Here is a 22511-nt window from a genome sequence, read left to right on the forward strand (position 1 = left end):
CGGGTTACCCGGGAAAGGTTATTCTGCAGTAAAGTGCCGTCCGGCGCCTGGTCGCTATTCGACGGTCACCGACTTGGCGAGATTGCGTGGCTGATCGACATCGGTGCCCTTTGCGCAGGCGACATGATAGGCGAGCAACTGGACCGGCACAGCGTAGACCAGCGGTGCAATCAGCGGATGCACCCTGGGCATCTCGATCGTGGCGAGGCAGCCTTCGCCAGCTTCGGCGAGGCCATCGGCATCGGAAATCAGCACCACCTGCCCGCCGCGCGCGCGCACTTCCTGCATGTTCGAGACCGTCTTTTCGAACAGCGGGCCCGACGGCGCGATGACGACCACCGGCACATCCTCGTCGATCAGCGCGATGGGGCCGTGCTTCATCTCGCCGCTGGCATAGCCTTCGGCGTGAATATAGCTGATTTCCTTCAGCTTCAGCGCGCCTTCCAGCGCCATCGGGAAATCCGCCCCGCGCCCCAGATAGAGCACGTCGCGGGCCGGAGCGATGGTGTGCGCCATCGCCGCGATATCATCGTCATGGTCGAGCGCGGCGTTAAGGCACGCGGGCGCTTCGAGCAGGTGGCGGACCACCTGTTGTTCTTCATCGCGATTCATCTCGCCCTTCACGACCGCCAGCTTGGCGGCCAGTGCGGCGAGGACAGCGAGCTGACAGGTGAACGCCTTGGTCGAGGCGACGCCGATTTCGGGCCCGGCATGGATCGGCAGCAGCAGGTCCGCCTCGCGCGCCATGGTGCTGGTCGGCACATTGACGATCGCCGCGATGGTCTGCCCTTGCGCCTTGCAGTATCGCAGCGCGGCCAGCGTATCGGCGGTCTCCCCGCTCTGCGAGATGAACAGCGCGAGCCCCCCTTTGGGCAGCGGCGGTTCGCGGTAACGGAATTCGCTGGCGACATCGATATCGACGGGCACGCGCGCGAATTGTTCGATCCAGTACCGCCCGACCATGCCCGCGTAGTACGAAGTCCCGCACGCAACGATCGTCATGCGTTCGATGCTGGAGAGGTCGAAGTCCATCTGCGGCAGCGCGACCGTCTCGTCCGCCTGTCGAACGTAGCTGGAGAGCGTTTGCGCGACGACCGTGGGCTGTTCGAAGATCTCCTTCTGCATGAAGTGACGGTAATTGCCGCGCTCGACCGCAGCGGCGCTCGCGCCCGAAGCGACGATCTCTCGCTTCACTTCGTTGCCCTCTGCGTCGAAAACCTGCACGCCTTCGCGCGTCACGACCGCCCAGTCGCCTTCTTCGAGGTAGGAGATGCGCTGCGTCAGCGGGGCGAGCGCCAGCGCGTCGGAGCCGACGAACATCTCGCCCTCTCCGTACCCGACAACCAGCGGCGAACCGAGCCGAGCGCCGATGATCTTGTCCGGAAAATCGGGAAACAGGATCGCCAGCGAGAACGCACCGCGCAGGCGCGGCAGCACCGCACGCACCGCGTCTTCCGGGCTGGCCCCGCGCTCCACCTCGCGGCTGATCAGCAGGGCCACGACCTCGCTGTCCGTCTCGCTCTCGGCGACGAAGCCATCGGCCTGCAGCTCTTCGCGCAAGGGTCGGAAATTCTCGATGATGCCGTTGTGGACCAGCGCCGCGGCCTTGCCTGCATGCGGGTGTGCGTTCGCTTCGGTCGGCGCGCCATGCGTGGCCCAGCGGGTATGCGCAATGCCGATTGAGCCCGGGGCGGGCTCTTCCTTCAGAACCTCGATCAGATTGGCAAGCTTGCCCTGCGCCCGGCGACGGATCATCTGTCCGCTGTCGAGCGTGCAGACGCCCGCGCTGTCGTAACCGCGATATTCCATTCGCTTCAGGCCATCGACCAGCCGGTCGGCCACGGGGTCACCACTTACGATTCCGATAATGCCGCACATGTCAGTTGCCGTTCCCGCTGCTATCCGCCTTAGCGTCTAACGTCTCCGGCTGGCCTTGCAATGCGCGAGACATTTGCGCGGTCGTGCGCGGCGTGGTGAGCCACAGGAACAGCCCGGCCGCAATGATGGTCGCCGCCCCGCCGATGGTCGCGAGGTCGGGCACATCGCCGAACAATGCGTAGCCCAACACGATGGCGACGATCATCTGCACATAAACCATCGGCGCGATGGTCGCCGCGCCCGCCCGGGTCGTACCTAGATAGGCGAGCCAGTGCGACGTGCTGGCGGTCACCGCAACCAGCGTGCAGCGGGCGATAACCGTCCAGTCGGGCAAATCTACGCTCAGACTCGGCGCGCCGCTCAGATGGCCGATGGCTGCCGCGGCAATCAGGAATGGCGTTGCGAGGCAGGCGATGAACACCTGCATCGACAAGGCGCTCCCATCGCCCGCCGATGCGCGGTTGGAGACAACCATCAGCGAGAAGAACAGGGCCGACAGGACCGGCAGGCCCGCCAGCCAGCCCAGTTCGGTGAAGTTTGGCCGCAGGACCAGCAAAACGCCGATCAGCGCCACCGGCGAGGCGATCCAGACGGCAGGGCGCACCTTCTCTTTCAGCAAGGGCCCGCTGAACAAAGCAACGAACAGCGGTGAAACAAAGGCCAACGCCAATGCTTCGGCCAGCTGCATCACGAAAATGGAGGAGAAGAAACACAGCGTCGCCCCGGCGAGGCACGCCCCGCGCGCGACCTGCAGCCACGGGCGGCGGGGGCGGAAGGCACCCGGTCCTTCCGCTCGCAGCAACAGCAGCGAAAGGCCGATCGCACCAATCGTGAAGCGCAGCGCGGCCACCGCGAGCGGCGACCACTCGCCCGCCATCGTCTTGATGATCGCATCGCCCACCGACAGCGAGCTGAAGCCCGCCACCGCCAGCAGAATGCCGCTGCGTTCGTCCTGTCGCACGTGGTGGAAAGTCCCTTTCGCAGCGACAATGCTGCCGCAACCGCCCTTACGCGAATTGAACCGCGAAGCCAGCAGAAGGGACCCGGCGATATGGCATGGCCGCGATATGTCCCGCTCCGGGTGCCTGATCGAAACCGGCCAACTGTCGGGGTACGTTTAGGAAATTGCTAAGGTTTCGATCCTATTCACCATTCCTGAAAAGGTAATGTTGGCCATCCCGCCCGCATCACGCACCGCACCTGATTTTGGGGGATACCGCAATGAGCGCTTTCGGACGCAGGAACGGAGCCGGGGGCATGACACCCGGCAGCCGCCCCGCATTCGGCAACGCCAAGCCAATGAGGGGCACAACCCCTTCGCGCGCATCGAGCGACGAAGGCGGCGAACAGTTTCCTCCGATTCCCGACAAGGAAAAAGGGGCGGAAGGCGGCAATTCTGCGCCCAAGCCCGCTCCGACGGACGGTAACAGGCATGCCGACGCACGGCGCCGCCTCGACGAGCGTTCCAACGCGGTCCACGTGAAGGAAGAGTTCTCGGGGTTCGAGGCGAGCGTCCACAAGATCAAGGAACAGGTGCTGCCGCGCCTGCTCGAACGGATCGACCCCGAGGCCGCTTCCACGCTGAGCAAGGACGAGTTGGCGGAGGAATTCCGCCCGATCATCATGGAAGTGCTGGCCGAGCTGAAGATCACGCTCAACCGGCGCGAGCAGTTCGCGCTGGAAAAGGTGCTGATCGACGAGCTGCTCGGCTTCGGCCCGCTCGAAGAGCTGCTCAGCGATCCGGACGTGTCGGACATCATGGTCAACGGCCCCGACCAGACCTACATCGAAAAGAAAGGCAAGCTGACGCTCGCCCCGATCCAGTTCCGCGATGAACAGCACCTGTTCCAGATCGCCCAACGAATCGTGAACCAGGTCGGCCGCCGCGTCGACCAGACCACGCCGCTGGCCGATGCCCGCCTCAAGGACGGCAGCCGTGTGAACGTGATCGTCCCGCCGCTCAGCCTGCGCGGCACGGCGCTCTCGATCCGTAAGTTCTCCGAAAAGCCGATCACCATCGACATGCTCAAGAACTGGGATTCGATGGACGACAAGATGGCGACCGCGCTGAAGATTGCAGGCGCCTGCCGGATGAATGTCGTGATTTCGGGCGGTACGGGTTCGGGTAAAACGACCATGCTCAACGCGCTGTCGAAGATGATCGACCCGGGCGAGCGTGTGCTGACGATCGAGGATGCGGCGGAACTTCGCCTTCAGCAGCCGCACTGGCTGCCGCTGGAAACCCGCCCACCCAACCTCGAAGGGCAAGGCGCGATCACCATTGGCGACCTTGTGAAGAACGCCCTGCGTATGCGGCCCGACCGGATCATCCTGGGCGAAATTCGCGGCGCGGAAGCCTTCGATCTGCTCGCCGCGATGAACACCGGCCACGACGGTTCGATGTGTACGCTCCACGCCAACAGCCCGCGCGAGGCGCTGGGCCGTATGGAAAACATGATCCTGATGGGCGATATCAAGATTCCGAAGGAAGCGATCAGTCGGCAGATCGCGGAATCGGTGGACCTGATCGTTCAGGTGAAACGCCTGCGCGACGGTTCGCGTCGTACGACCAACATCACCGAAGTGATCGGGATGGAAGGCGACGTGATCGTGACGCAAGAGCTGTTCAAGTTCGAATATTTGGACGAGAGCGAAGACGGCAAGATCCTCGGCGAATTCCGTAGCCAGGGCCTGCGCCCCTATACGCTGGAAAAGGCCCGCCAGTTCGGGTTCGATCAGGCATATCTGGAGGCCTGTCTCTGACAAGCATCGCCGCCCGCGCGTTACCCCTGTAGCAGCGCCGGCACGGCGGTCGCGAGCAGTCCGCCGCCGATGACCGCCGCGAAGACAAAGATCGTCATCCACGGCATGCAGCCGACCCGGTCGATCCGCGCGCGCTTCCCACGCCTGCCCTCAGCCACCATCGCGACCAGCGCCACCAGCACGAAACCGAGGCCAAGCAGCGCGACGCGCCCTGCATCGCTCAGGAAGATGAGTTCGTGAATCCAGTCCATCGGCAGGGCAGGTGGCGATTGCCCTCGCAAAGCGCAATGCGGCTTTCATCGCTTGAACCTGCGCCGCCAATCTCTAACAGCAGCGCATGGATGGCAGCGTCGCCCAATCTCGCCCCCTGACGGCAATCGGCCTGCGCCTGCTGGCGGCGCTGGCGCTCACCACGCTTTCGATGCTGGTCAAGCTGACCGGCGAACAGGGCGTCCACCTTTTCGAGATCATCTTCTGGCGGCAGGCGGTCACGCTGATCGTCATGGTCGGCTTCGCCGCCGCGACCGTGGGCCTCGCGACCCTCAGACCGGTCCGTTTCAAGAGCCACGCGATCCGCAGCGCCTACGGCATCACAGGAATGGCGATGGTCTATGGCGCAGTGATCCTGCTGCCGCTGGCCGAGGCGACCACCGTCAATTTCACGGCGCCGATATGGGCGGTGATCCTGTCGATGCTGCTGCTGAAAGAGAAGATCGGCCGCTATCGCTGGAGCGCGGTCGCGCTCGGCTTCATCGGCATCCTGATCGTCACCCAGCCCGGCAACACGCCGGTCGATCCGCTGGGTCTCGCGCTGGGCCTCGGCGGGGCATTCATGGTCGCGCTCATCTCGATTCAGATCCAGGATCTCAACAAGACCGAAAGCGCGACCAGCATCGTGTTCTGGTTCTGCCTGCTGACCGTGCCGCTGCTGGCGCTCGCCCTGCCCTTCGTTGGCAAAGCCCACTCGATGGAGACCTGGCTCCTGCTTCTGGGAGTCGGGCTGAGCGGCGCGGCGGGCCAGCTGCTGCTCACCAATTCGCTGCGGTTCGGGTCGGCAGCGACGGTGATCGTGATGGACTACACCGCGCTGCTGTGGGCGACGATCTATGGCTGGCAGGTCTTCGACGAACTCCCGGTGGCGAACACCTGGATCGGCGCGCCGATCATCATCCTGGCAGGCACGATCATTGTCGTGCGCGAAGGCCATCTGGCCCGCAAGGCGCGCCGTTCGGCAGCGCCTGAGGAACCGCTCGCGCCCAACACCCGTTAAGTCCGCAACCGGGCAAACCGCGCGCGACGTGCGGGGCCACATGTACGAAGGACCTGACCATGATCCGCAAGATCGCACTCGCCATCGGCGTCTCCACCCTCGCGCTGACCGCCACCGCCTGCAACACCGTGAAGGGTTTCGGGCAGGACGTGGAATCGGTCGGCGAAGCCGGTGAAGAAGCCATCGACTGATTGGAGAGGAGGCGAACGGGCGGACCGGGTCCGCTCCGTTCGCCCTTTCCAGTCGTTCAGACCTTCCGGTAAACGAGCATCAGGTTATTGGCGGGCATAGCGACGCGCTGCGTACGCTCGAAACCGTTGGCTGCCGCCAGCGCATCGACATCGGCCAGATCGCGCAGACCCCAGCGCGGATCGCGCATCTTCAGGCTCTCGTCGAATGCGAGGTTCGAGGGTGCGGTCTCCACATCGGCTTCGATATAGGGCCCGTAGAGCACCAGCGGCGCTGCTACATCGAGCAGTCGAGCAGCACCCGCAAACATCCCCCCGGTCGCTTCCCACGGGCTGATATGCACCATGTTCACGCATAGCAGCGCCGCTGCCTCGGCAATCGGCCACTGCCCCGCGCTCGCATCGAGCGTGATCGGCGCGCGCAGATTGGGCAGTGCGGCATCCTCGACATACGCAGCGATGGATGCACGCGCTTGCGGGTCCGGGTCGCTCGGTTGCCATTGAAGATCGCGAAATTCCCGCGCGAAATGCACCGCATGTTCGCCCGTTCCGCTCGCGATCTCCAGCACCAGCCCGCTCTCGGGCAATTCTTCCACAAGCACTTGCGCAATGGGCGCGCGGTTGCGCTGTGCGGCGGGGCTTTCGCGTCGGGCGTTCACAGCCACCGCCGCACGCGCTTGCAGTAGGCGCGATACTGCTGACCGAAAGTCGCAAGCAGATAGGGCTCCTCGCGCGCGATGACGAAACGATCGATCAGCAGGATCGCCAGCGGTACGGAGAGCAACGCACCGATGCTCTGCGCGAAGAGCGCGATGCCCAGCTGCACCGTCACCATGCCCAGATACATCGGGTTGCGGCTGAACCGGTAGATGCCCGAGGTGACGAGCGCGGTATCCTTCTTCCACGGTTCGGGATCATTGCCCGCCTTCACGAACCCCATCAGGCAGATCCCCACGATCACAGCGCCCAACGCGCCGATGACGATGCCGATGGGCCGCAGCGCCGCAACATCGATCATCGGAAGGCCCGCCCATCGCCCCGCCCCCACACCGAGAAACAGCAATCCCAGCACGATCAGCGGTGGCGGAAAGCGGACTTTCGCGCTGTCTTCGTCGACAAAGGCCATCGCTCTACCCGCTGCCCTTCGCGCTGAAAAACAGGCGCGCGATCAGCCACGCAAAGAGCCCGGCGGGCCCGGCCATGAAGGTTACCAGCAGGAACGGCACCTGCACCAACCGGCCTGCGCCACGCTTGTCGGCATCGCGCGCAATCCACAGGCCTGCGAAGAGATCGAACGCCAGGTAATGCGTCCAGCCTACCACGATCGCCCCTTCGGAGCGGAACATCGCCATCAGGCCCTGCACGCTATATTCGAACTCGGGCGCGGGCGCGGCCCCCGCAGCGGGCGCGGGATCGACGAGATTGCCGACCAGCGCGATCAGCATCACCAGATAGGTTGCGCACAGCAGGCCGATGGCCGCGTAGAGCACCGCCTGGAGCACGCTTTCGCGGCGCGGCAAGATGGTCAGCATCCCCCAGCCGATGAGCGCGATGACATTTGTGATATCGAATAAGGACTGCCACATGGCGCGCTACCCTTGCGCCTGACGAGCGCTGCCCTCGGTCGAACTTTCGTCGAAAGCTGGATGCACACCCCCTGTCGTAGCGCGTGAGAGCATCGCCGCAGCCCGCTCTATTCCATCACGCTCATGGACGAATTTGCCCGGCGTGCGCCGCAGGCTGAGCGTCAGGATCGCCTGCGCGACGGTCTGCACGTCGGTGCCACGGCCACGCAATGCGCTGATGCCCGACAAAGCTCCGTCATCATCAAGCCCTCGCTGCGAAAGCGGGCCGGGCCGCACGATGTCGAGCCGCTTGAAGCCAAGGCGCGACAGCTCGGTCTCGGCCTTGCCCTTGGCGCTCAGGTGGCGGTCGCGCGACCAGCGGTCCGCCCCTTCGGAGCTGATCGCGACCAGTCGCTCGACCCCGGCGAAGCGCGCTGTCTTGGCAATCTCGACCACGGCTTCCTCATCATCGATCGCCCGCAGCGCGCTGTCGTCCTTGCCCACGAGATTGAGCGCAGGCCCCAATCCGACGATGAATACCTTGGGCTTCATCGCCTTCATCACCCTTGCCCAGCGATCCGCATCGGCAATGAACATTTCCATCCGGCTGCCTGGCGGAATCGCGACCTCGCCCAGCGTCAGGGCGACGAGGCGGATTTGCGGTTGATAGCGTGCGAGATGCATCAGGCGCAGCCCGATCGGCTCGCTCACTCCGCCTATCGCTACACGAAATCGACTGCTCATGCCCCCCCGATCACACGTTGCTCAGGTCGTCAGGCGCCGACCCGTAAATCTCCCGTACGCGCTCTAGCGCAAATTTGTCGGTCATGCCCGCAATATAATCCGCGATATGGCGGCTGCGATACGGCTCCTGCGCGGGCAGACCCTCTACCCATCTCGATCCCATCCGCGATGGATCTTCGCAATAGGCCTGCCAGAGCTGTGCAATAACGGCATTGGCCTTGTCCGCCGTCGCGGTCTGTTCTGGATGGTAATAGAGCTTGGCATACATGAACGCCTTGAGCCGCCGTTCCGCTGCCAGCATCGCCGGGGAGAAACCGCCGAGTGCCCTTTCTGCCGTGGCGATGGCGGCACGCTCATCCAGCCCGGCGGTGGAGACGCGGGTGTGCTCGATCACGTCGTTGACCATCCACCCGATCTGGCCGCGCACCAGTTCGCGCAGTTGCCGGTCGCGCGGCGCATTGGGGAACCGCCGCTCCACCTCGCGCCACTGATCGGCGATGAAATCGAGCGTCAGCAGATCGTCCAGTTCGAGGAAGCCGGCCCGCAGCCCGTCGTCGATGTCGTGGTTGTCGTAGGCGATGTCGTCCGCCACCGCTGCCACTTGTGCTTCGAGCGTGGGGTAGCCCTCGAGATCGAGCGGAAAGTCCGCGTCCAGCTCGGCCAACGCCCAGTGCGGGGCGTGGACCGGGCCATTATGCTTGGCGAGGCCTTCGAGCACTTCCCAGCTGAGATTGAGCCCGTCGTGCGTGCAGTAGGGGCTTTCCAGCCGCATCAGCGTGCGCAGTGTCTGCGCGTTATGATCGAACCCCCCATGTGGCGCCAGCGCGCTATCCAGCGCATCCTCGCCCGCATGGCCGAAGGGCGGATGGCCAATATCATGCGCAAGGCACAGGGCCTCGGTCAGATCCTCGTCGAGGCCCAGCGCCCGCGCGATCACCCGCCCGATCTGCGCGACCTCGAGGCTGTGCGTCAGGCGCGTTCGATAGTGATCGCCTTCGGGCGCGACGAAAACCTGCGTCTTGCTGCGCAGTCGGCGGAACGCGATCGAATGGATGATGCGGTCGCGGTCGCGCTGGAAAGCGGTACGCGGGCCTCTGGTCTCGCCAGCGGGATCGCCATCGGAGGTTACCGCGAATTCCCGCCCGCGCGAGGCGGAGGGGTCGGCAGCCAGAGGTGAGCGGTTATCGAGGGAGCGGTTCATGCCCCGCCCGCCTATCCCGCCGCGCGCCAGCGAACAACCGCGCGCATCGTCACGAGCCGGCCTTGTCGTCCATGCTGTCGCTCTCTGTGGAGCTGACGGGCGCGCCTTCGCCCTCGCCGAGCATCCAGTCGACCACCGCATTGCTGTGGATGCGCGCGGAATCGAAGATCGGCAACACATTGGCATCGACGTCGATCACCATGTCGAGCTCGGTACAAGCGAGCACGATCGCCTTGGCCCCATCCTGTTCGAGATTGGTGATCATCGTGCGGAAGAAACGCTCCGCATTGCGGCTCGCCTTGCCGTGCATCAGCTCGTCGTAAATGATCTCGTTCGTGCGATCGACATGGGTCATGTCGGGCGGCAACAGGTCGATCCCGTGCGCGACGAGATGCTTGCGATAGAAGCTTTCGATCATGACGTTGCGCGTGCCGATCAGCGCGGCGTTGACCACGCCTTCCGCCTTCATCTTTTCGCCGACCGCCTCCGCAATGTGCAGCACCGGCACATCGACCGCTTCGGCGACCTGATCGTAAACGCGGTGCATCGAATTGGCGGCGATCGCGATGGCCCCCGCCCCTGCCTGCTCCAGCCGTTTGGCGGATTCGGCGAGAATCTCGGCCGCGCGATCCCACTCGTCGTCCTTGGTCAGACCATAGAGTTCTGCGAAATTGAGGCTTTCGATCAGCAGCGGAGCCGAGGTCATCGGCCCAACGCGGGCGGTAACCGCCTTGTTGATCCACTTGTAATACAGGCTGGTGGAAACCCAGCTCATTCCGCCGATAAGGCCAACCTTGCGCAACTATCTGTCCTTCGAACCGTGTTTCGACAGGACTGCCTTACCGAGCAAGCGCGCGTGGCGTCCATAGCTGGTGGCGCGCCTATGCCGGTCCATTTGCTGCGGGTGCGAAATCCTGCTCGTCTAGCCACTGGAGGAGATAGGCGCCGGAGCGGTCGGCGACCTCCTCGTGCGGCAGATGGCCGATGCCGGAATAGACGACCAGGCGGCTGTCGGGCAGCTGCGTATCGTACCACAGGCCCGCTTCGACCGGGATCAGCGCGTCGTCCTCTCCCCAGATGACCAGCGCAGGCACATCGATCTGCGCGACATCGTCTGCCTCGAAGCTGCTCCGCTCGCCCGCAAAGCGCGCGATGGTCGCGTCTCGATTGCCGGGATAACGCAGCAGCTCCCAATAGCGATCGACGGCTTGCGGCGTGACGATGGCCTGGTTGCTCACGCTCTGGCGCAGCGACTGCTCGACCATCGAACGCGGGGTGATGTGCTTCATCAGCTGGTTGAGCACCGGCGTGCGCGCGATGGTGAAGCCGATATTGCCCCCATCGTCATCGCCTTCCTCGCTTTCGCCGAGTGGCGGAACGCCGCCCGCGTCGACCAGCACCAGGCCGTCCAGCCGTTCGGGATGGGCCAGCGCATAGGCCACCGCATTGCCGCCGCCCATCGAATTGCCGCCAAGCACGAAGCTCTCAAGGCCGAGCGCGTCGGCCACCTCGTCGATGTCCGCGACGAAGTTCGTTTGGCTGTAATCGCCCACTGGATCGGCCCCGGTAAGGCCATGTCCGATCTGGTCGAAGCGGATCACGCGATAGCGGGCCTTGAGAATATCGACCCATGGCTGCCACGTATGCAGATCGGCATTGGAGCCATGCAGCAATATGATCGCGGGCGCCTCTTTCGGGCCTTCGTCGCGCAGGTGGACGGTCACGCCATCGCCGATTGCAACGAATTGCGAGGGCTCGCCGCCGTATTTGGCGCGCATTTCCGCCGGATCGGAATCGGGCGTGCGGAAAATGAGGAACGCCACGACCAGCAGCGCGACGACCACTAGGAGGATGCGGAGCACCCACTTCATTTCGCGGGCATTCCTGCAATCCAGCGCTCGACCAGCGCCACGCCTTCCTCGTGCACGGTCGCCTTGCCCAGCTCGGGCATCGCGACTCCCGGCTCGGCGCTCTTCATCCGGTAGGCGAGGATCGAGGCTTCGGGATCGCCCGGCACGATGTCGAACATCAACCCGCCCGATCCGCGTCCGGCGGCGACGGGGCGCTTGTCGATGCCGAATGCGTGTGGATCGCGCGTCTCCCACCGCAGGTCGAGACCCGAGTTGGACGCGGTCGACCCGGGGCGATGGCAATGCGCGCAATTGACGTCGAGATAGGCGCGCGCGGCGGCTTCGATACCGGCGCTCTTGCGGTCTTCCCACAGTGGCATGGTGTCCGAACCCTCCGGCACGGTGCCGAGGAAGGCCTGCAACCACTGGGCGGAGAGATTGCGCGTCTTGGGCCCGATGGGCGTCACCGCGCCATGCAGCCCGTGGCATTCCTTGCACTGGTTCTTGTTGGGCACGCGGTAGCTGATGTCCTCGCCCCACGGCGTGGTCACCGGTACGCGCTTGCCCGCTAGCACCAGCGTCGCTTCGGTTTGCGCCTCGTTCCACACATAAGGCAAGGCGACCCAGCCGTCTGCGCGGTGGAGCAGCACGCGCGTCTCGATCTTGCGCATCGCGTCGCCCTCGCCGAACGCGAAGGTCTTGATCAGCGCGGAGCCGACCGGGAATTGCAGCAAGCCCTGCTCGCCGACATCCACCTGCGCGCCCTCTGGCACGTAGATATAGCGCAGCTTCGTCGCCCCGTCCGAGAACAGCGGCATGTTGAGCCGGTAAGGCTTCACGCCGGGCGCGGGATCGTCGGCGTGGACATCGAGGAAGAAGCCGTAGTCACCCAGGGTCCTGGGCAGGCTGTCGTCCGCGATGAGCGGATCGTTCACCTGCGGCGGTGGAAGCGCGCTGACGCCCGCGCTCAGCGCCAGCGTCGCGGCGGCGGCCGCAAGGATGGCAAGGTGGCGGTTCACTTGAGCCGCGCCTCCAGCGCTTCCGGCGCGCCCCAGCCTTCGATGCTGATCGGCTGCCCGATCATGCCCGCCTCGAGCGGCGCGGGCCGGGCCGATTCGATCCCCGCGCCCTGCTCGGGCAGATTGACCGACCAGCCCGTCATGTCGGGATGGATCATCAGCGACAGCTCCTCGCCCGGAGGGGCAAGACCGTCGGACATGATCGGCGGCAACGCGCCTCCGAACGCGGCGAGCAGCATCTCTGCCCCTTCAAACTGCGGATCGGTGCCGCCTTCGTCCACCTCGTTCCAGTCGATCGTGATCTCGCGCGGGTACGGATTGTACTCGGGGTCTTCAAAGGCGAGCGGATAGGCGATCACCATGATCGGCGCGGTCGGGTTGTCGTAGAGCAGATTGCGACCCACCCACACGGTGTCGTTCGCCATCACCATGATGCCCGTGCCGCGCCGCACGCTGGCAACGATATTGCCCTCGGGCGCGAAGTTGGGCGTAGTGTTATTGGCGACCAGGTTGTTGCGCACCAGCACTTCGCCACCATTCTTCACCGGCAGGCCGGGCAGGTCGAACACCAGGATACCGCCGGTATTGCCGGTCACGTAATTGCGCTCGACGATCGCCTTGCGGCTGTTCTCTATCTCGATCCCGGCCACGTTGTAGCTGGCCATCGAATTGCGCACGGTAATCAGGCTCGACTGGCCGACATAGATGCCCGCATCGGACGCACCGGAAACCTCGCATCCGTCGATCAGCACGCCGGTGCTCTCGACCGGATAGATGCCGTATGCGCCATTGGTGCTGGCGGGGCCGTTGGTCCAGGTGACGCGTATGCCCTGATAGACGATGTCGTCCGCGCCCTTCGACTTGACCCCGTCGCCCTTGGGGTTTTCCATCCCGAAATCGCGCAGCGTCACGCCGTCGCTGGTAACCAACAGGCCCTCGCCCGCGCCTTCCTGCGCGCTGAAGTCGAGCACGCTGGCATGCATCCCTGCCCCGCGCAGAGTCACGCCATCGGCATCGAGGCTGAGCCCGTCGGTCAGGATGAAGCGCCCTGCTTGCAGCACGATTTCGTCGCCCGGCTCGGCGAGGATCAGCGCCTCCTGCAGGCGTTCCTGAGCGTCTTCGCCCGGAGCCACGGTGATGGTTTCGGCAAACGCGGGCGAAGCAAGGGTGGCCAGCGCGGTGGCGGCCATAAGCGTGCGGATCATGTCTCTCTCCCTTTTGCGTTGCATAGTGCCACGCATGGGAGCGAAGACAAGACTCTACAGCTTCTCGAAAATCCCGCCGAAGGCGCAGGCCGCAGCCGCGCGCACCGTGACCTCGATCGCTTCGGGATCTTCGACCCGGCGGATTCGATCCAGCGCCTCGCCCGTATCGCGCGGCAGCGACGTCTCGCCGTCCTGCGGCGCGACATTCTGCAATTTGCGCAGCTGTTCGGGGCTGAGCCGCTCGGTCATGCGCGGGGCCATGCAGGCGGCCTGTTCTTCAGGCACCCCCGCCTCGACCAGTGCGACCTCGACGCTGCGCTCGGTGACGATGCGCAGCCCGTCACCGAAATAGAGCCACGCGCCCACGCCCAGCGCGGCGAGCAGGATCAGCAGGAGCAGGAAGCGGCCCACTACTCTTTATCCTCCGGCTCCAGCGTTTTCAGATACCGCCTCGCATCATCCATCGTGGGCATGTTCGCCAAATTCGGGATGACCACGACACCATCCGGCGTCTCATAGATGTAACGGTTTTGAGGTCGTTGCGCGCCCGGCAACAGCGGTGTGCACTCCCACCCATCACCATCGCGCTGAATGTGCCAGGCCACAATTGGAGATGGAGTGAATGCGGGATTTTCGGGTAGCCCGTATCCATCGTCGCCAACAAGCAAGTGCGCGTTCCAGCCCGGATGCGCAGGAATGATCGTCTCCATCGGGTTACTCCAATCGGCTGTTAATCCAGCGCCTTGACGATTTCCTCGACCATCTTCTTCGCATCGGACAGCAGCATGGTCGTCTGGTTCAGATAGAACACATCATTGTCGACGCCGGCATAGCCCACGCCGCCCATCGAGCGCTTGATGAAGAAAACCTGCTTGGCATTGCCCACGTCGAACACGGGCATGCCGTAGATCGGGCTGGACTTGTCGGTCTTCGCCGCCGGGTTCACCACGTCGTTCGCGCCGATGATGAAGGCGATGTCAGCCTGCGCGAACTCGGAGTTGATATCCTCCAGCTCGAACACCTCGTCATAGGGCACGTTGGCTTCGGCCAGCAGCACGTTCATGTGCCCCGGCATGCGGCCTGCGACGGGGTGGATCGCGTATTTCACGTCCACGCCCTTGGCCTTCAGCACATCGCCCATCTCGCGCAGCGCGTGCTGCGCTTGGGCGACGGCCATGCCGTAGCCGGGAATGATGATGACCTTCTCCGCCTGTTCGAGCATGAAGGCGGCGTCATCGGCGCTGCCCTGCTTGTAAGGGCGTTGTTCACGCGCCTCGCCGCCACCAGCCGCGCTGTCGTCGGCGCCGAACCCGCCTGCGATCACGGAGATGAAGCTGCGATTCATCGCGCGGCACATGATGTAGCTGAGGATCGCGCCCGACGATCCGACCAGCGCGCCGGTGATGATCATCGCGGTGTTGCCCAGCGTGAAGCCCATCGCCGCCGCCGCCCAGCCCGAATAGCTGTTCAGCATGCTGACCACGACCGGCATGTCCGCCCCGCCGATGGGGATGATCAGCAAAAAGCCGATCGCGAAGGCGAGCGCGGCGATGGCGATGATCATCCAGCCCTCGCCCGGCCCGGCGACCTCGGCCATCGCATAGGCCGCGATCAGCGCGATGATCGCGGCGAGCGTGCCGAGATTGATGACGTGGCGACCCGGTAGCATGATCGGCTTGCCGCCCATCCGACCGGAAAGCTTGAGGAAAGCGATGACCGATCCGGAGAAGGTGATCGCACCGATGGCGATCCCCAGTCCCAGCTCGATCCGGCTGACCGTCAGGATCTGCCCGCCTGCATCGAGAATTCCGAACGCGCCGGGGTTCATCCACGCCGCAAGGCCCACCAGCACGGCGGCGAGGCCGACGAGGCTGTGGAAGCCCGCGACCAGTTCGGGCATCGCGGTCATCGCGATGCGTCGGGCGATGGTGAAGCCGATCAGGCCGCCGATCGCGATGGCGATCAGGATCTCGACGATATTGGCGATGTCGTGCGTCACGATCACGGTGACGACCGCGATCAGCATCCCGATCATCCCGTTGCGGTTGCCCGCGCGGCTGGTCGCGGGGCTCGAAAGCCCACGCAGCGCGAGGATGAAGAACACCCCCGCCACCAGATAGGCGAGCGCTACCCAGGGGTTGGTCGGGCCGTGGGCGGCGGCGGTCTCGACCGCGTGGCTCACGCCATAGTCGGAGCCCGGAGGCACGGCCAGCGGTTCAACGTCGCGAGGAAGGCTCATGCTGCGCCTCCCGATATTCGAGCGAGGGATGCGCCCGCGCGATGGCCCCTCATCCAGCTTCGGCCAGGCAGCAAGCCACCAAGCCTGCACATCCTTTTCCCCGTGGGAGAAGGATACTGAGACTTGCGCGCTCGCGCGCTAGCCGAAGTTGGATGAGGGGTAATGGACAAAGGAAAAGCCATCCTCACTTCTCCTTCTTCTTGTACATCGCGAGCATCCGCTCGGTCACCGCGAAGCCGCCGAAAATGTTGATGCTGGCGAGCACTACGGCCGCCAGGCCGAGCCACTTGGCGACCGCGCTACCCGCTTCGGCGCTGGCGATCAGCGCACCGACGATGATGACCGAGCTGATCGCATTGGTCACCGCCATCAGCGGCGTGTGCAATGCGGGCGTGACCGACCACACCACGTAATAGCCGACGAAACACGCCAGCACGAAGATCGACAGGACCGAAATGAAGTCCATCTTAGAAACGCGCCTCCCCCGAGGATTGGATGAAGCCGCGTTATTGCAAGGCGATGCAGCGCTGTCGATGGCTTTGGCGCGCAAAGCCACCCGTTTCGTCCATCAGCCTGCAGGCAGAACGATGCCGTCGATCACATGCATCAGGCCATTGGCCTGGGCGAGATCGGCCATCGTGACCCGCGCCGAACTGCCGTCGCTGCCAGAAAGAACCACCGTTTCGCGGTCCATCCGAAAGGTCAGCATATCGCCGGCAAGCGTCTGCGCACGATAGCTGCCTCCACCTTCGACGATCCGCGCGGCGAGGTCAGCGGCGGTGATCCGCTCCGCAATCGCATGATGCGCCAGCGTCTTCCTCAGCGCTTCGTCGGTGTGCGGGGGCAGGTCGACGAGTGCAGCGTCGGTCGGCGCGAAGATCGTCAGCGGTCCTTCGCCGCCGAGGGTTTGGGCAAGATCCGTCCGCTCGACCAGCATGGCGAGCCTGGAGAAAGCGGGCGAGGCTGCAACATTCTCGGCAATGGTCGCATTGGGATAAATCGGGCTTTCGCCGATCCACGAGATATCGTCGGGCGCGACATTCTCCAGATCGACGTCGTCGGCCAGGCTCGGCCCGCAGGCGGCAAGCGCCAGCGCGACCGGGAAGATTGCCACCAGACCAGGTTTCATAGGTTCACCGCCTCGTAGATGCGGCTCAGCCGCTCTTCGCGCGAAAGACTAGAGGACGTTCATCCGGGTTGCGAGCAGCTTTTGCAGCGCTTCGGTATTGGTGAACTTGCCGACCTTGAACTCGATCGGCGGGTGGCCGGAGAGGAACACCGCAATTTCCGCATCGATGTCGATCGTGCCCGCGCTGGTGATCGAGAACGCGGTAATCGAACGATAGGGAACCGTCAGATATTCCTTCTTGGTGCCGAGGATGCCCTGCACATCGACATAGATCAGCCGCCAGTCGGTGAAGGCGATCCAGTCGCGAATCGTCTTGAAGGCGAAGTAGACCTCCTCACCCTCGACCAGCGCGTGGCCGTGATTGTCCACGAACCCCTGCGGCGTGGTCTGCGTCTGGTTCAGCACCCCCATCGGACTTTATCCTTCCTTCAGCCGCCGTCTAACAATCTGGCATTGACCACCTGACCGCCCTTGGTCAGTCGCACCGCGTCGCCGATTTCCTCGTCCAGAACCGGCCCTCCTGCCTCTTCGTCCCAAAAGGCGGAGAGGAAATTGTAGAGGTTGCGCGCAAAAAGTGCGCTCGCATCCGGTGCCAGTTGCGCGGGCGTGTTCGCGTACCCCATGATCGTGACACCATGGCGGTCAACCAACTCGTCCGCCACCGCGCCTTCGACATTGCCCCCTTGCGGCACAGCAATGTCGAAGATGACGCTGCCCGGTTTCATGCTCGCGATCTGTTCGTCGGAGATCAGCCGGGGCGCGGGGCGGCCCGGAATCAGCGCGGTGGTGATCACGATATCCTGCTTGGCAATGTGCTCGGAAACGAGCTTGGCCTGCGCCGCCTTGTACTCGTCGCTCATCTCGCTGGCGTAGCCGCCGGTGCCCTCACCCTCGATCCCGCCTTCCTCGACGAAGATCGCCTTGGCGCCGAGCGATTCGATCTGCTCGCGCGTGGCGGAGCGAACGTCGGTCGCGGAAACCTGCGCGCCGAGACGCTTGGCGGTGGCGATGGCCTGCAGGCCCGCCACGCCGACGCCCATCACGAAAACGCGCGCGGCCTGCACCGTGCCTGCCGCGGTCATCATCATCGGGAAAGCGCGGCCATACTGGTCGGCCGCTGCGATCACGGCCTTGTAGCCCGACAGGTTGGACTGGCTGGAAAGCACATCCATGCTCTGCGCACGGGTGATGCGCGGCATGAATTCCATGGACAGTGCTTCGAGACCCGCCTTGGCATAGGCATCGATGCGCTCGCCCTGCTTGAACGGATCGAACGTCGCGGCGACCTTCGCATCGGGCTTGGCGCCTTGTAGAAGCGCAGGATCGGGAGCCTGGACGCCGAGCACGATGCCCGCATCCTTGACCACCTGATCTGCCGTGCCGACGCTTGCGCCGGCATCGGAATACGCCGCGTCCGCGATGGAGGCATGCTCACCCGCCCCCGCCTCGACCGCGACATCCGCGCCCAGCGCGATGAATTTCTTCGCGGTCTCGGGAGTCAGCGCAACCCGCGTCTCGCCCGTTGCCCGCTCCTTGAGAACCGCGATCTTCATGCGATCAGGACGCGATCAGCACGACGACGATGAACACGATCAGCGCGATGATCGGGATCGCCCATTTCAGGCTCCCCATGAAGCGCTCATAAGTGCTGCGCGCTTTCTCGATATCCGGGGTGACGATGTCGTTATTGGTGGCCATGGCTGGCATATTCTCCGCAAGAGATGGAACTTCGCCAAGCGGTCTATCGCCGCAACCCGCCATGCTCAAGCACTTGCTGGCAACACACTCCCCAGCTTCTTGCCGAGCTTCGCCGCCCATCGGTAGGCTTAAGCTGGTCTTTACCGGTTTACCGTAAAGCAGCGGCCTGCACCGCAATGGGACGGTTCCCATGCAACCGAGTGGCGGGGAAACATGGCCGATTCTGACGAACGTTTGCTGATGCTGATCGATGACGAACCGGCGCAGAGCCGACTCGTCAGCGCGCTGGCGGCCCGCGATGGCTGGCGAACGATCGTTGTCAACGACGCGGAAACCGCGATCGCCACGCTCGGTACGCGGCAGGGCATGCAACTTTCCGCGATCATCCTCGACCAGTGGGTGCCCGGCGATGCTGCATGCGATCTGATCGCGGAATTGAAACAGCGCCGACCCGCTCTGCCGATCCTGATGCTGACCACCAGTGCGAGCCCGCTGCTCGCCGTCGAGGCGATGCGCGCAGGCGCCACCGATTATCTTATCAAGCCCGTCGCGCCCGAGCGGCTGATGCGCGCCCTGCGCAGTTCCACCCAGATGGAAGCCCCGCGCAACGAGCTGCAGCCGTTGACCGAGAAAATGCCTGCGGTGCTCGATTTCGACGCGATGATCGGGACCGATCCGATCTTCCGCATCGCGCTGGCCCGCGCGGCGAAGGCGGCCCGCACCCACAGCCATGTGCTGATCGAAGGTGAAAGCGGCACGGGCAAGGAGATGCTGCTGCGCGCCATCCAGGCGACCAGCCCGCGCGCCCGCAACCCCTTCCGCCTCGTCAACGTCGCGGGCGTGCCCGTGAATTCCATCGAATCGACTTTGTTCGGGCACGAGAAAGGCGCCTTTGCGGGCGCTTTCGAAAGTCAGATGGGCGCGCTTCAGCAATGCGACACCGGCACGCTGGTGCTCGACGAAATCGACCGGCTTTCGGCCGACCAGCAGGCGCGGCTCGCCGCGACCCTCAACGAAGGCATCGTGCGCCCGATCGGCGCGACGCACGGCTTCAAGATCGACACCCGGCTGCTTTCGGCGAGCAACCGTCCGCTGTCCGAACTCGCCGCGAAAGGCCAGTTCGACCAGGACCTGCTGGCCGCGATCTCGTCGACCCGGATCAGCCTGCCGCCCTTGCGCGAACGTCCGGGCGACATTCCTGCCCTCGCCCGCCACTTCCTCGCGCGAATTGGCGAAGAGCCGGGCCTGTGCCATCTCAGCCTCGCCGACAGCGCGCTCCATCTGCTGTGCGCCTTCGACTGGCCGGGCAATGTTCGCCAACTCCAGGCCGTGCTGTTTCGTGCGGCGGTGTTCTGCGAGGCGGAAATGCTGACCGCGAGCGATTTTCCGCAGCTTTCCGAACTGATCGGCGAGCAGGCGGAGGGCAGCCATCATGTGCAGGAAGCGGTCGGCGTGATGCTCTATACGTCCGACGGCAACCTGCGCCCGCTCGAAGAGATCGAGGCGGACGTAATCCGGCTCGCCATCGGCCATTATCGCGGGCGGATGACCGAAGTCGCGCGGCGGCTCGGCATCGGGCGTTCGACGCTCTATCGCAAGCTGAGCGATCTGGGCATCGACAACGCGGCCTGATCCAGGCCGACACCCGGCTCCAAGGCACCTCCGGGCACGGAACCCGCGCGACAATCCGGCGTTTCCCTTTCGATCTTCAACATTCGAAACGGGGGCTATCCACTAATGGATATCGTCGACTGCATCCTTGCTGACCATGACCGCCAGCGCCGCTGGTTTGCCGCTCTGGACGAGGCTCGCGACGACCGCGATTCGGCCGCGAAAATCTTCAACCGCCTGCGCGACCATCTCGAAGCGCACGCGATGGCGGAAGAGAAGTACTTCTACCCCACCCTGCTCCAGCTCGGCAAAGGCGCGCTCGATTCGGACAGCGCCGACGAGACGACCGAGGATGCGATCGACGATCACAACAAGATCGCCAACGCCGCCGACGCCGCGCTGAACGAAGAGGTCGGATCGGACGCGTGGTGGGAATGCGTCGACAAGGCGAACTACCAGAACAGCGCGCACCTTTCCGAAGAGGAACGCCAGGGCCTCACCGACTTCCGTCGCCGGGTCCCACTGGAGAAGCGGGTGGCGCTGGGCCTCAAATATCTCGCCTTCGAAGCGGACCACGTCACCAATGTGGAACGCGAGGAGAAGGACCCGGACGCCTACATCAAGCAAAACGAGAACGCGTAACTCGGGTGCGCGCCTGTCTTCCGGTGCGGGCATGCATTTCACGCGGGGCATCGACAACGCGGCGTAACGCGCTAAGCCCCTCGGCATGACCGAGGGACACGACTTTACGGGCCGCACTGCGCTCATCACCGGCGCAGCGTCCGGCATCGGTGCCGCGACCGCCCGCTGGCTCGACCAGCAAGGCATTGCGCGCCTCATCCTGATCGACCTCGACGGCGATGGCCTGAACAAACTCGACCTCTCCTGCGAGGTCGAAACGCACGCCGCCGATGTTGCCGACGAAGCCTTCTGGCAGGGCCTCGAGCCCAAGCTCGACCGGCTCGACCACGCAGTGGTCAACGCGGGCATCGGCACCGGCGGCCAGATCGCCGAGCTCGATTTCGCCGAGTGGCGGCGGGTGATGGCGATCAACCTCGATGGTGCCTTTCTCACACTTTCCACCGCCCTTCGCGCGATGCGCAATGCGGGTGGCGGCAGCGCAGTGGTCACCGCTTCTGTCACCGGGATCAAACCTGTCCCCGGGATCGGCGCCTATGGCGTCTCCAAGGCGGCGGTCGCGCATATGGCGCGGATCGCGGCGGCGGAGAACGCAGGCCACTCCATCCGCATCAACGCCATCGCGCCGGGCGGCGTCGACACCGCAATCTGGAACTCGCCCGAGCTTCAGGCCCAGTTCGCCGAGCACGGGCGCGAGGCGGTGATCGCGCAGATGGGCCAGACAACCCCGCGGGGCCGCTTCGCCACGGCGGACGAGCTCGCGCGCGACATCGGCTACCTCCTGTCCGATGCCTCCGCCAACGTCACCGGCACCGTGCTGACCAGCGACGGGGGCTACACGCTCTAGGTTCGGCGCCCTCTTAAAGGCCCTCGACACACCGCCGAATTGTTTCGCCCAGCGCTTGCCTTTCGGGCCCCGGAGTCATGGGCAGCATCTGGTCACCCGCACGGAGCACGAAGTAGTCGTGCGTCCAGAACGCGTCGAGCGCTTCGCCCTCCAGATAAGCGGTCACCTGCCTGCCTCCACCCGGCTGGTCCGCCACGATCATGCGGGGGCGGAAATAGTCGGGCTGCTCCCCCTCGTCACCGATCAGAGCCTGCCCTTCCTGCGGCCCATTCTTGGCATTGGCGGCAATCTCTCCACCATAACGAATCTCCAGGGATCCTAGAGTCGCCATCTTGAGCGTGATGGAATCCCACGGCGGCATCTTGCCGTCGGGGAACGGTTCGGGAGCGCCGCCGGGCACGGTGCAGAATGTGCTGGCGCCGACGACCGTCCAGTTCCCGACCCGCTCGTAGAACCGCTCCTGCGCAAATGCGCAAGTAGCGGACAGCGCGCCAGTTGCCAACGTTGCGGCTAAGATCATATGCTTGGAATAACTCATCTTTGCGTCCCCGCTTTCTCTCGGCGAACCATAGGCAACAAATCTTCCGCGGGGGATGACAATCCCTGTAAGAAAGTCACACTCGGCGGCGCCAGTTGTCTGGCGCGTCGTCGATATGCTGCTCGCT

The 22511-nt window shown here is 64.5% G+C and carries 27 protein-coding genes; 6 read left to right on the top strand and 21 right to left on the bottom strand.

Annotated elements, in window-relative coordinates:
* Positions 1-54 precede the first annotated feature (54 nt).
* Entirely contained in the window at positions 55-1878 is a 1824-nt protein-coding gene (gene glmS / locus AAG612_RS04730; RefSeq protein WP_342507723.1) for a glutamine--fructose-6-phosphate transaminase (isomerizing), read from the bottom strand.
* A gap of 1 nt (position 1879) precedes the next feature.
* The gene (locus AAG612_RS04735) at positions 1880-2839 is read right to left on the bottom strand and encodes a DMT family transporter (RefSeq protein WP_342507725.1); all 960 of its coding nucleotides are present in this window, start codon (positions 2837-2839) and stop codon (positions 1880-1882) included.
* Positions 2840-3099: 260 nt separating this feature from the next.
* On the opposite strand from AAG612_RS04735, the gene AAG612_RS04740 reads away from it, so the two are divergent.
* Positions 3100-4641: a TadA family conjugal transfer-associated ATPase gene (locus tag AAG612_RS04740; RefSeq protein WP_342507727.1), complete on the top strand. Its 1542-nt coding sequence runs from the start codon at positions 3100-3102 to the stop codon at positions 4639-4641.
* 20 nt (positions 4642-4661) lie between these two features.
* Here AAG612_RS04740 and AAG612_RS04745 read toward each other — a convergent pair whose 3' ends face one another.
* Positions 4662-4892, bottom strand: a complete 231-nt coding sequence (locus tag AAG612_RS04745) for a hypothetical protein (RefSeq protein WP_342507729.1) — start codon at positions 4890-4892, stop codon at positions 4662-4664.
* A gap of 86 nt (positions 4893-4978) precedes the next feature.
* Between AAG612_RS04745 and AAG612_RS04750 the strand changes: the two genes are divergently transcribed.
* Positions 4979-5911 carry a DMT family transporter gene (locus tag AAG612_RS04750; protein WP_342507730.1) on the top strand — a complete coding sequence of 311 codons (933 nt, stop codon included), beginning with the start codon at positions 4979-4981 and terminating at the stop codon, positions 5909-5911.
* Positions 5912-5970: 59 nt separating this feature from the next.
* Positions 5971-6102 carry an entericidin A/B family lipoprotein gene (locus tag AAG612_RS04755; RefSeq protein ID WP_342507732.1) on the top strand — a complete coding sequence of 44 codons (132 nt, stop codon included), beginning with the start codon at positions 5971-5973 and terminating at the stop codon, positions 6100-6102.
* Positions 6103-6158: 56 nt separating this feature from the next.
* Here AAG612_RS04755 and AAG612_RS04760 read toward each other — a convergent pair whose 3' ends face one another.
* The 17 genes from AAG612_RS04760 to AAG612_RS04840 all read right to left on the bottom strand — a co-directional run bounded on the left by AAG612_RS04760 (position 6159) and on the right by AAG612_RS04840 (position 18749).
* Positions 6159-6758, bottom strand: coding sequence for a DUF938 domain-containing protein (locus AAG612_RS04760; RefSeq protein WP_425341830.1), 600 nt, complete (start codon positions 6756-6758; stop codon positions 6159-6161).
* The gene (locus AAG612_RS04765) at positions 6755-7225 is read right to left on the bottom strand and encodes a methyltransferase family protein (RefSeq protein ID WP_342507735.1); all 471 of its coding nucleotides are present in this window, start codon (positions 7223-7225) and stop codon (positions 6755-6757) included. The genes AAG612_RS04760 and AAG612_RS04765 overlap by 4 nt, the downstream gene beginning before the upstream one ends.
* A gap of 4 nt (positions 7226-7229) precedes the next feature.
* Positions 7230-7685, bottom strand: coding sequence for an ABA4-like family protein (locus tag AAG612_RS04770; RefSeq protein WP_342507737.1), 456 nt, complete (start codon positions 7683-7685; stop codon positions 7230-7232).
* 6 nt (positions 7686-7691) lie between these two features.
* Positions 7692-8375 carry a Rossmann-fold NAD(P)-binding domain-containing protein gene (locus AAG612_RS04775; protein ID WP_342507739.1) on the bottom strand — a complete coding sequence of 228 codons (684 nt, stop codon included), beginning with the start codon at positions 8373-8375 and terminating at the stop codon, positions 7692-7694.
* A gap of 43 nt (positions 8376-8418) precedes the next feature.
* Entirely contained in the window at positions 8419-9609 is a 1191-nt protein-coding gene (locus tag AAG612_RS04780) for a deoxyguanosinetriphosphate triphosphohydrolase (RefSeq protein ID WP_342507741.1), read from the bottom strand.
* 49 nt (positions 9610-9658) lie between these two features.
* Complete coding sequence (locus tag AAG612_RS04785) at positions 9659-10411, bottom strand: aspartate/glutamate racemase family protein (RefSeq protein ID WP_342507743.1); 753 nt, start codon at positions 10409-10411, stop codon at positions 9659-9661.
* A gap of 79 nt (positions 10412-10490) precedes the next feature.
* Complete coding sequence (locus AAG612_RS04790) at positions 10491-11480, bottom strand: alpha/beta fold hydrolase (protein ID WP_342507744.1); 990 nt, start codon at positions 11478-11480, stop codon at positions 10491-10493.
* A complete protein-coding gene (locus tag AAG612_RS04795; RefSeq protein ID WP_342507745.1) occupies positions 11477-12478 on the bottom strand; it encodes an SO2930 family diheme c-type cytochrome in 1002 nt (333 codons plus the stop codon). The genes AAG612_RS04790 and AAG612_RS04795 overlap by 4 nt, the downstream gene beginning before the upstream one ends.
* Positions 12475-13683 carry a parallel beta-helix domain-containing protein gene (locus tag AAG612_RS04800; RefSeq protein WP_342507746.1) on the bottom strand — a complete coding sequence of 403 codons (1209 nt, stop codon included), beginning with the start codon at positions 13681-13683 and terminating at the stop codon, positions 12475-12477. The genes AAG612_RS04795 and AAG612_RS04800 overlap by 4 nt, the downstream gene beginning before the upstream one ends.
* A gap of 54 nt (positions 13684-13737) precedes the next feature.
* Positions 13738-14094: a hypothetical protein gene (locus AAG612_RS04805; protein ID WP_342507747.1), complete on the bottom strand. Its 357-nt coding sequence runs from the start codon at positions 14092-14094 to the stop codon at positions 13738-13740.
* Positions 14094-14393 carry a hypothetical protein gene (locus AAG612_RS04810; RefSeq protein ID WP_342507748.1) on the bottom strand — a complete coding sequence of 100 codons (300 nt, stop codon included), beginning with the start codon at positions 14391-14393 and terminating at the stop codon, positions 14094-14096. Before AAG612_RS04810 ends, AAG612_RS04805 begins: the two co-directional genes overlap by 1 nt.
* 20 nt (positions 14394-14413) lie before the next feature.
* Positions 14414-15922, bottom strand: coding sequence for an NAD(P)(+) transhydrogenase (Re/Si-specific) subunit beta (locus AAG612_RS04815; protein WP_342507750.1), 1509 nt, complete (start codon positions 15920-15922; stop codon positions 14414-14416).
* A gap of 184 nt (positions 15923-16106) precedes the next feature.
* Positions 16107-16388 carry an NAD(P) transhydrogenase subunit alpha part 2 gene (locus AAG612_RS04820; RefSeq protein ID WP_342507753.1) on the bottom strand — a complete coding sequence of 94 codons (282 nt, stop codon included), beginning with the start codon at positions 16386-16388 and terminating at the stop codon, positions 16107-16109.
* Between the two features lie 102 nt (positions 16389-16490).
* A complete protein-coding gene (locus AAG612_RS04825; protein ID WP_342507755.1) occupies positions 16491-17051 on the bottom strand; it encodes a fasciclin domain-containing protein in 561 nt (186 codons plus the stop codon).
* Positions 17052-17099: 48 nt separating this feature from the next.
* Positions 17100-17462 carry a PH domain-containing protein gene (locus tag AAG612_RS04830; RefSeq protein ID WP_342507757.1) on the bottom strand — a complete coding sequence of 121 codons (363 nt, stop codon included), beginning with the start codon at positions 17460-17462 and terminating at the stop codon, positions 17100-17102.
* A 17-nt stretch (positions 17463-17479) separates the two neighbouring features.
* The gene (locus AAG612_RS04835; protein WP_342507759.1) at positions 17480-18604 is read right to left on the bottom strand and encodes an NAD(P) transhydrogenase subunit alpha; all 1125 of its coding nucleotides are present in this window, start codon (positions 18602-18604) and stop codon (positions 17480-17482) included.
* 4 nt (positions 18605-18608) lie between these two features.
* A complete protein-coding gene (locus AAG612_RS04840; RefSeq protein WP_342507761.1) occupies positions 18609-18749 on the bottom strand; it encodes a hypothetical protein in 141 nt (46 codons plus the stop codon).
* Between the two features lie 213 nt (positions 18750-18962).
* Between AAG612_RS04840 and AAG612_RS04845 the strand changes: the two genes are divergently transcribed.
* The 3 genes from AAG612_RS04845 (at position 18963) to AAG612_RS04855 (ending at position 21846) form a co-directional block, all read left to right on the top strand.
* Positions 18963-20381: a sigma-54-dependent transcriptional regulator gene (locus AAG612_RS04845; protein ID WP_342507763.1), complete on the top strand. Its 1419-nt coding sequence runs from the start codon at positions 18963-18965 to the stop codon at positions 20379-20381.
* 105 nt (positions 20382-20486) lie between these two features.
* On the top strand, positions 20487-21002 hold the full coding sequence (locus AAG612_RS04850) for a hemerythrin domain-containing protein (protein WP_342507765.1): 516 nt from the start codon (positions 20487-20489) through the stop codon (positions 21000-21002).
* 85 nt (positions 21003-21087) lie between these two features.
* Entirely contained in the window at positions 21088-21846 is a 759-nt protein-coding gene (locus AAG612_RS04855; protein WP_342507767.1) for an SDR family NAD(P)-dependent oxidoreductase, read from the top strand.
* 13 nt (positions 21847-21859) lie between these two features.
* Here AAG612_RS04855 and AAG612_RS04860 read toward each other — a convergent pair whose 3' ends face one another.
* Positions 21860-22384, bottom strand: coding sequence for a hypothetical protein (locus AAG612_RS04860; RefSeq protein ID WP_342507769.1), 525 nt, complete (start codon positions 22382-22384; stop codon positions 21860-21862).
* Positions 22385-22511 lie beyond the last annotated feature (127 nt).

Source organism: Citromicrobium bathyomarinum (assembly GCF_038594605.1).
GTDB classification, from domain to species: domain Bacteria; phylum Pseudomonadota; class Alphaproteobacteria; order Sphingomonadales; family Sphingomonadaceae; genus Alteriqipengyuania; species Alteriqipengyuania bathyomarina_B.

Bases quoted from the DNA above. Each gene is read 5' to 3' on its own strand.
- glmS (WP_342507723.1), bottom strand. From the start codon at position 1,878: ATGTGCGGCATTATCGGAATCGTAAGTGGTGACCCCGTGGCCGACCGG.
- AAG612_RS04740 (WP_342507727.1), top strand. From the start codon at position 3,100: ATGAGCGCTTTCGGACGCAGGAACGGAGCCGGGGGCATGACACCCGGC.
- AAG612_RS04745 (WP_342507729.1), bottom strand. From the start codon at position 4,892: ATGGACTGGATTCACGAACTCATCTTCCTGAGCGATGCAGGGCGCGTC.
- AAG612_RS04750 (WP_342507730.1), top strand. From the start codon at position 4,979: ATGGATGGCAGCGTCGCCCAATCTCGCCCCCTGACGGCAATCGGCCTG.
- AAG612_RS04755 (WP_342507732.1), top strand. From the start codon at position 5,971: ATGATCCGCAAGATCGCACTCGCCATCGGCGTCTCCACCCTCGCGCTG.
- AAG612_RS04765 (WP_342507735.1), bottom strand. From the start codon at position 7,225: ATGGCCTTTGTCGACGAAGACAGCGCGAAAGTCCGCTTTCCGCCACCG.
- AAG612_RS04770 (WP_342507737.1), bottom strand. From the start codon at position 7,685: ATGTGGCAGTCCTTATTCGATATCACAAATGTCATCGCGCTCATCGGC.
- AAG612_RS04780 (WP_342507741.1), bottom strand. From the start codon at position 9,609: ATGAACCGCTCCCTCGATAACCGCTCACCTCTGGCTGCCGACCCCTCC.
- AAG612_RS04790 (WP_342507744.1), bottom strand. From the start codon at position 11,480: ATGAAGTGGGTGCTCCGCATCCTCCTAGTGGTCGTCGCGCTGCTGGTC.
- AAG612_RS04800 (WP_342507746.1), bottom strand. From the start codon at position 13,683: ATGATCCGCACGCTTATGGCCGCCACCGCGCTGGCCACCCTTGCTTCG.
- AAG612_RS04810 (WP_342507748.1), bottom strand. From the start codon at position 14,393: ATGGAGACGATCATTCCTGCGCATCCGGGCTGGAACGCGCACTTGCTT.
- AAG612_RS04815 (WP_342507750.1), bottom strand. From the start codon at position 15,922: ATGAGCCTTCCTCGCGACGTTGAACCGCTGGCCGTGCCTCCGGGCTCC.
- AAG612_RS04820 (WP_342507753.1), bottom strand. From the start codon at position 16,388: ATGGACTTCATTTCGGTCCTGTCGATCTTCGTGCTGGCGTGTTTCGTC.
- AAG612_RS04825 (WP_342507755.1), bottom strand. From the start codon at position 17,051: ATGAAACCTGGTCTGGTGGCAATCTTCCCGGTCGCGCTGGCGCTTGCC.
- AAG612_RS04830 (WP_342507757.1), bottom strand. From the start codon at position 17,462: ATGGGGGTGCTGAACCAGACGCAGACCACGCCGCAGGGGTTCGTGGAC.
- AAG612_RS04835 (WP_342507759.1), bottom strand. From the start codon at position 18,604: ATGAAGATCGCGGTTCTCAAGGAGCGGGCAACGGGCGAGACGCGGGTT.
- AAG612_RS04840 (WP_342507761.1), bottom strand. From the start codon at position 18,749: ATGGCCACCAATAACGACATCGTCACCCCGGATATCGAGAAAGCGCGC.
- AAG612_RS04845 (WP_342507763.1), top strand. From the start codon at position 18,963: ATGGCCGATTCTGACGAACGTTTGCTGATGCTGATCGATGACGAACCG.
- AAG612_RS04850 (WP_342507765.1), top strand. From the start codon at position 20,487: ATGGATATCGTCGACTGCATCCTTGCTGACCATGACCGCCAGCGCCGC.
- AAG612_RS04855 (WP_342507767.1), top strand. From the start codon at position 21,088: ATGACCGAGGGACACGACTTTACGGGCCGCACTGCGCTCATCACCGGC.
- AAG612_RS04860 (WP_342507769.1), bottom strand. From the start codon at position 22,384: ATGAGTTATTCCAAGCATATGATCTTAGCCGCAACGTTGGCAACTGGC.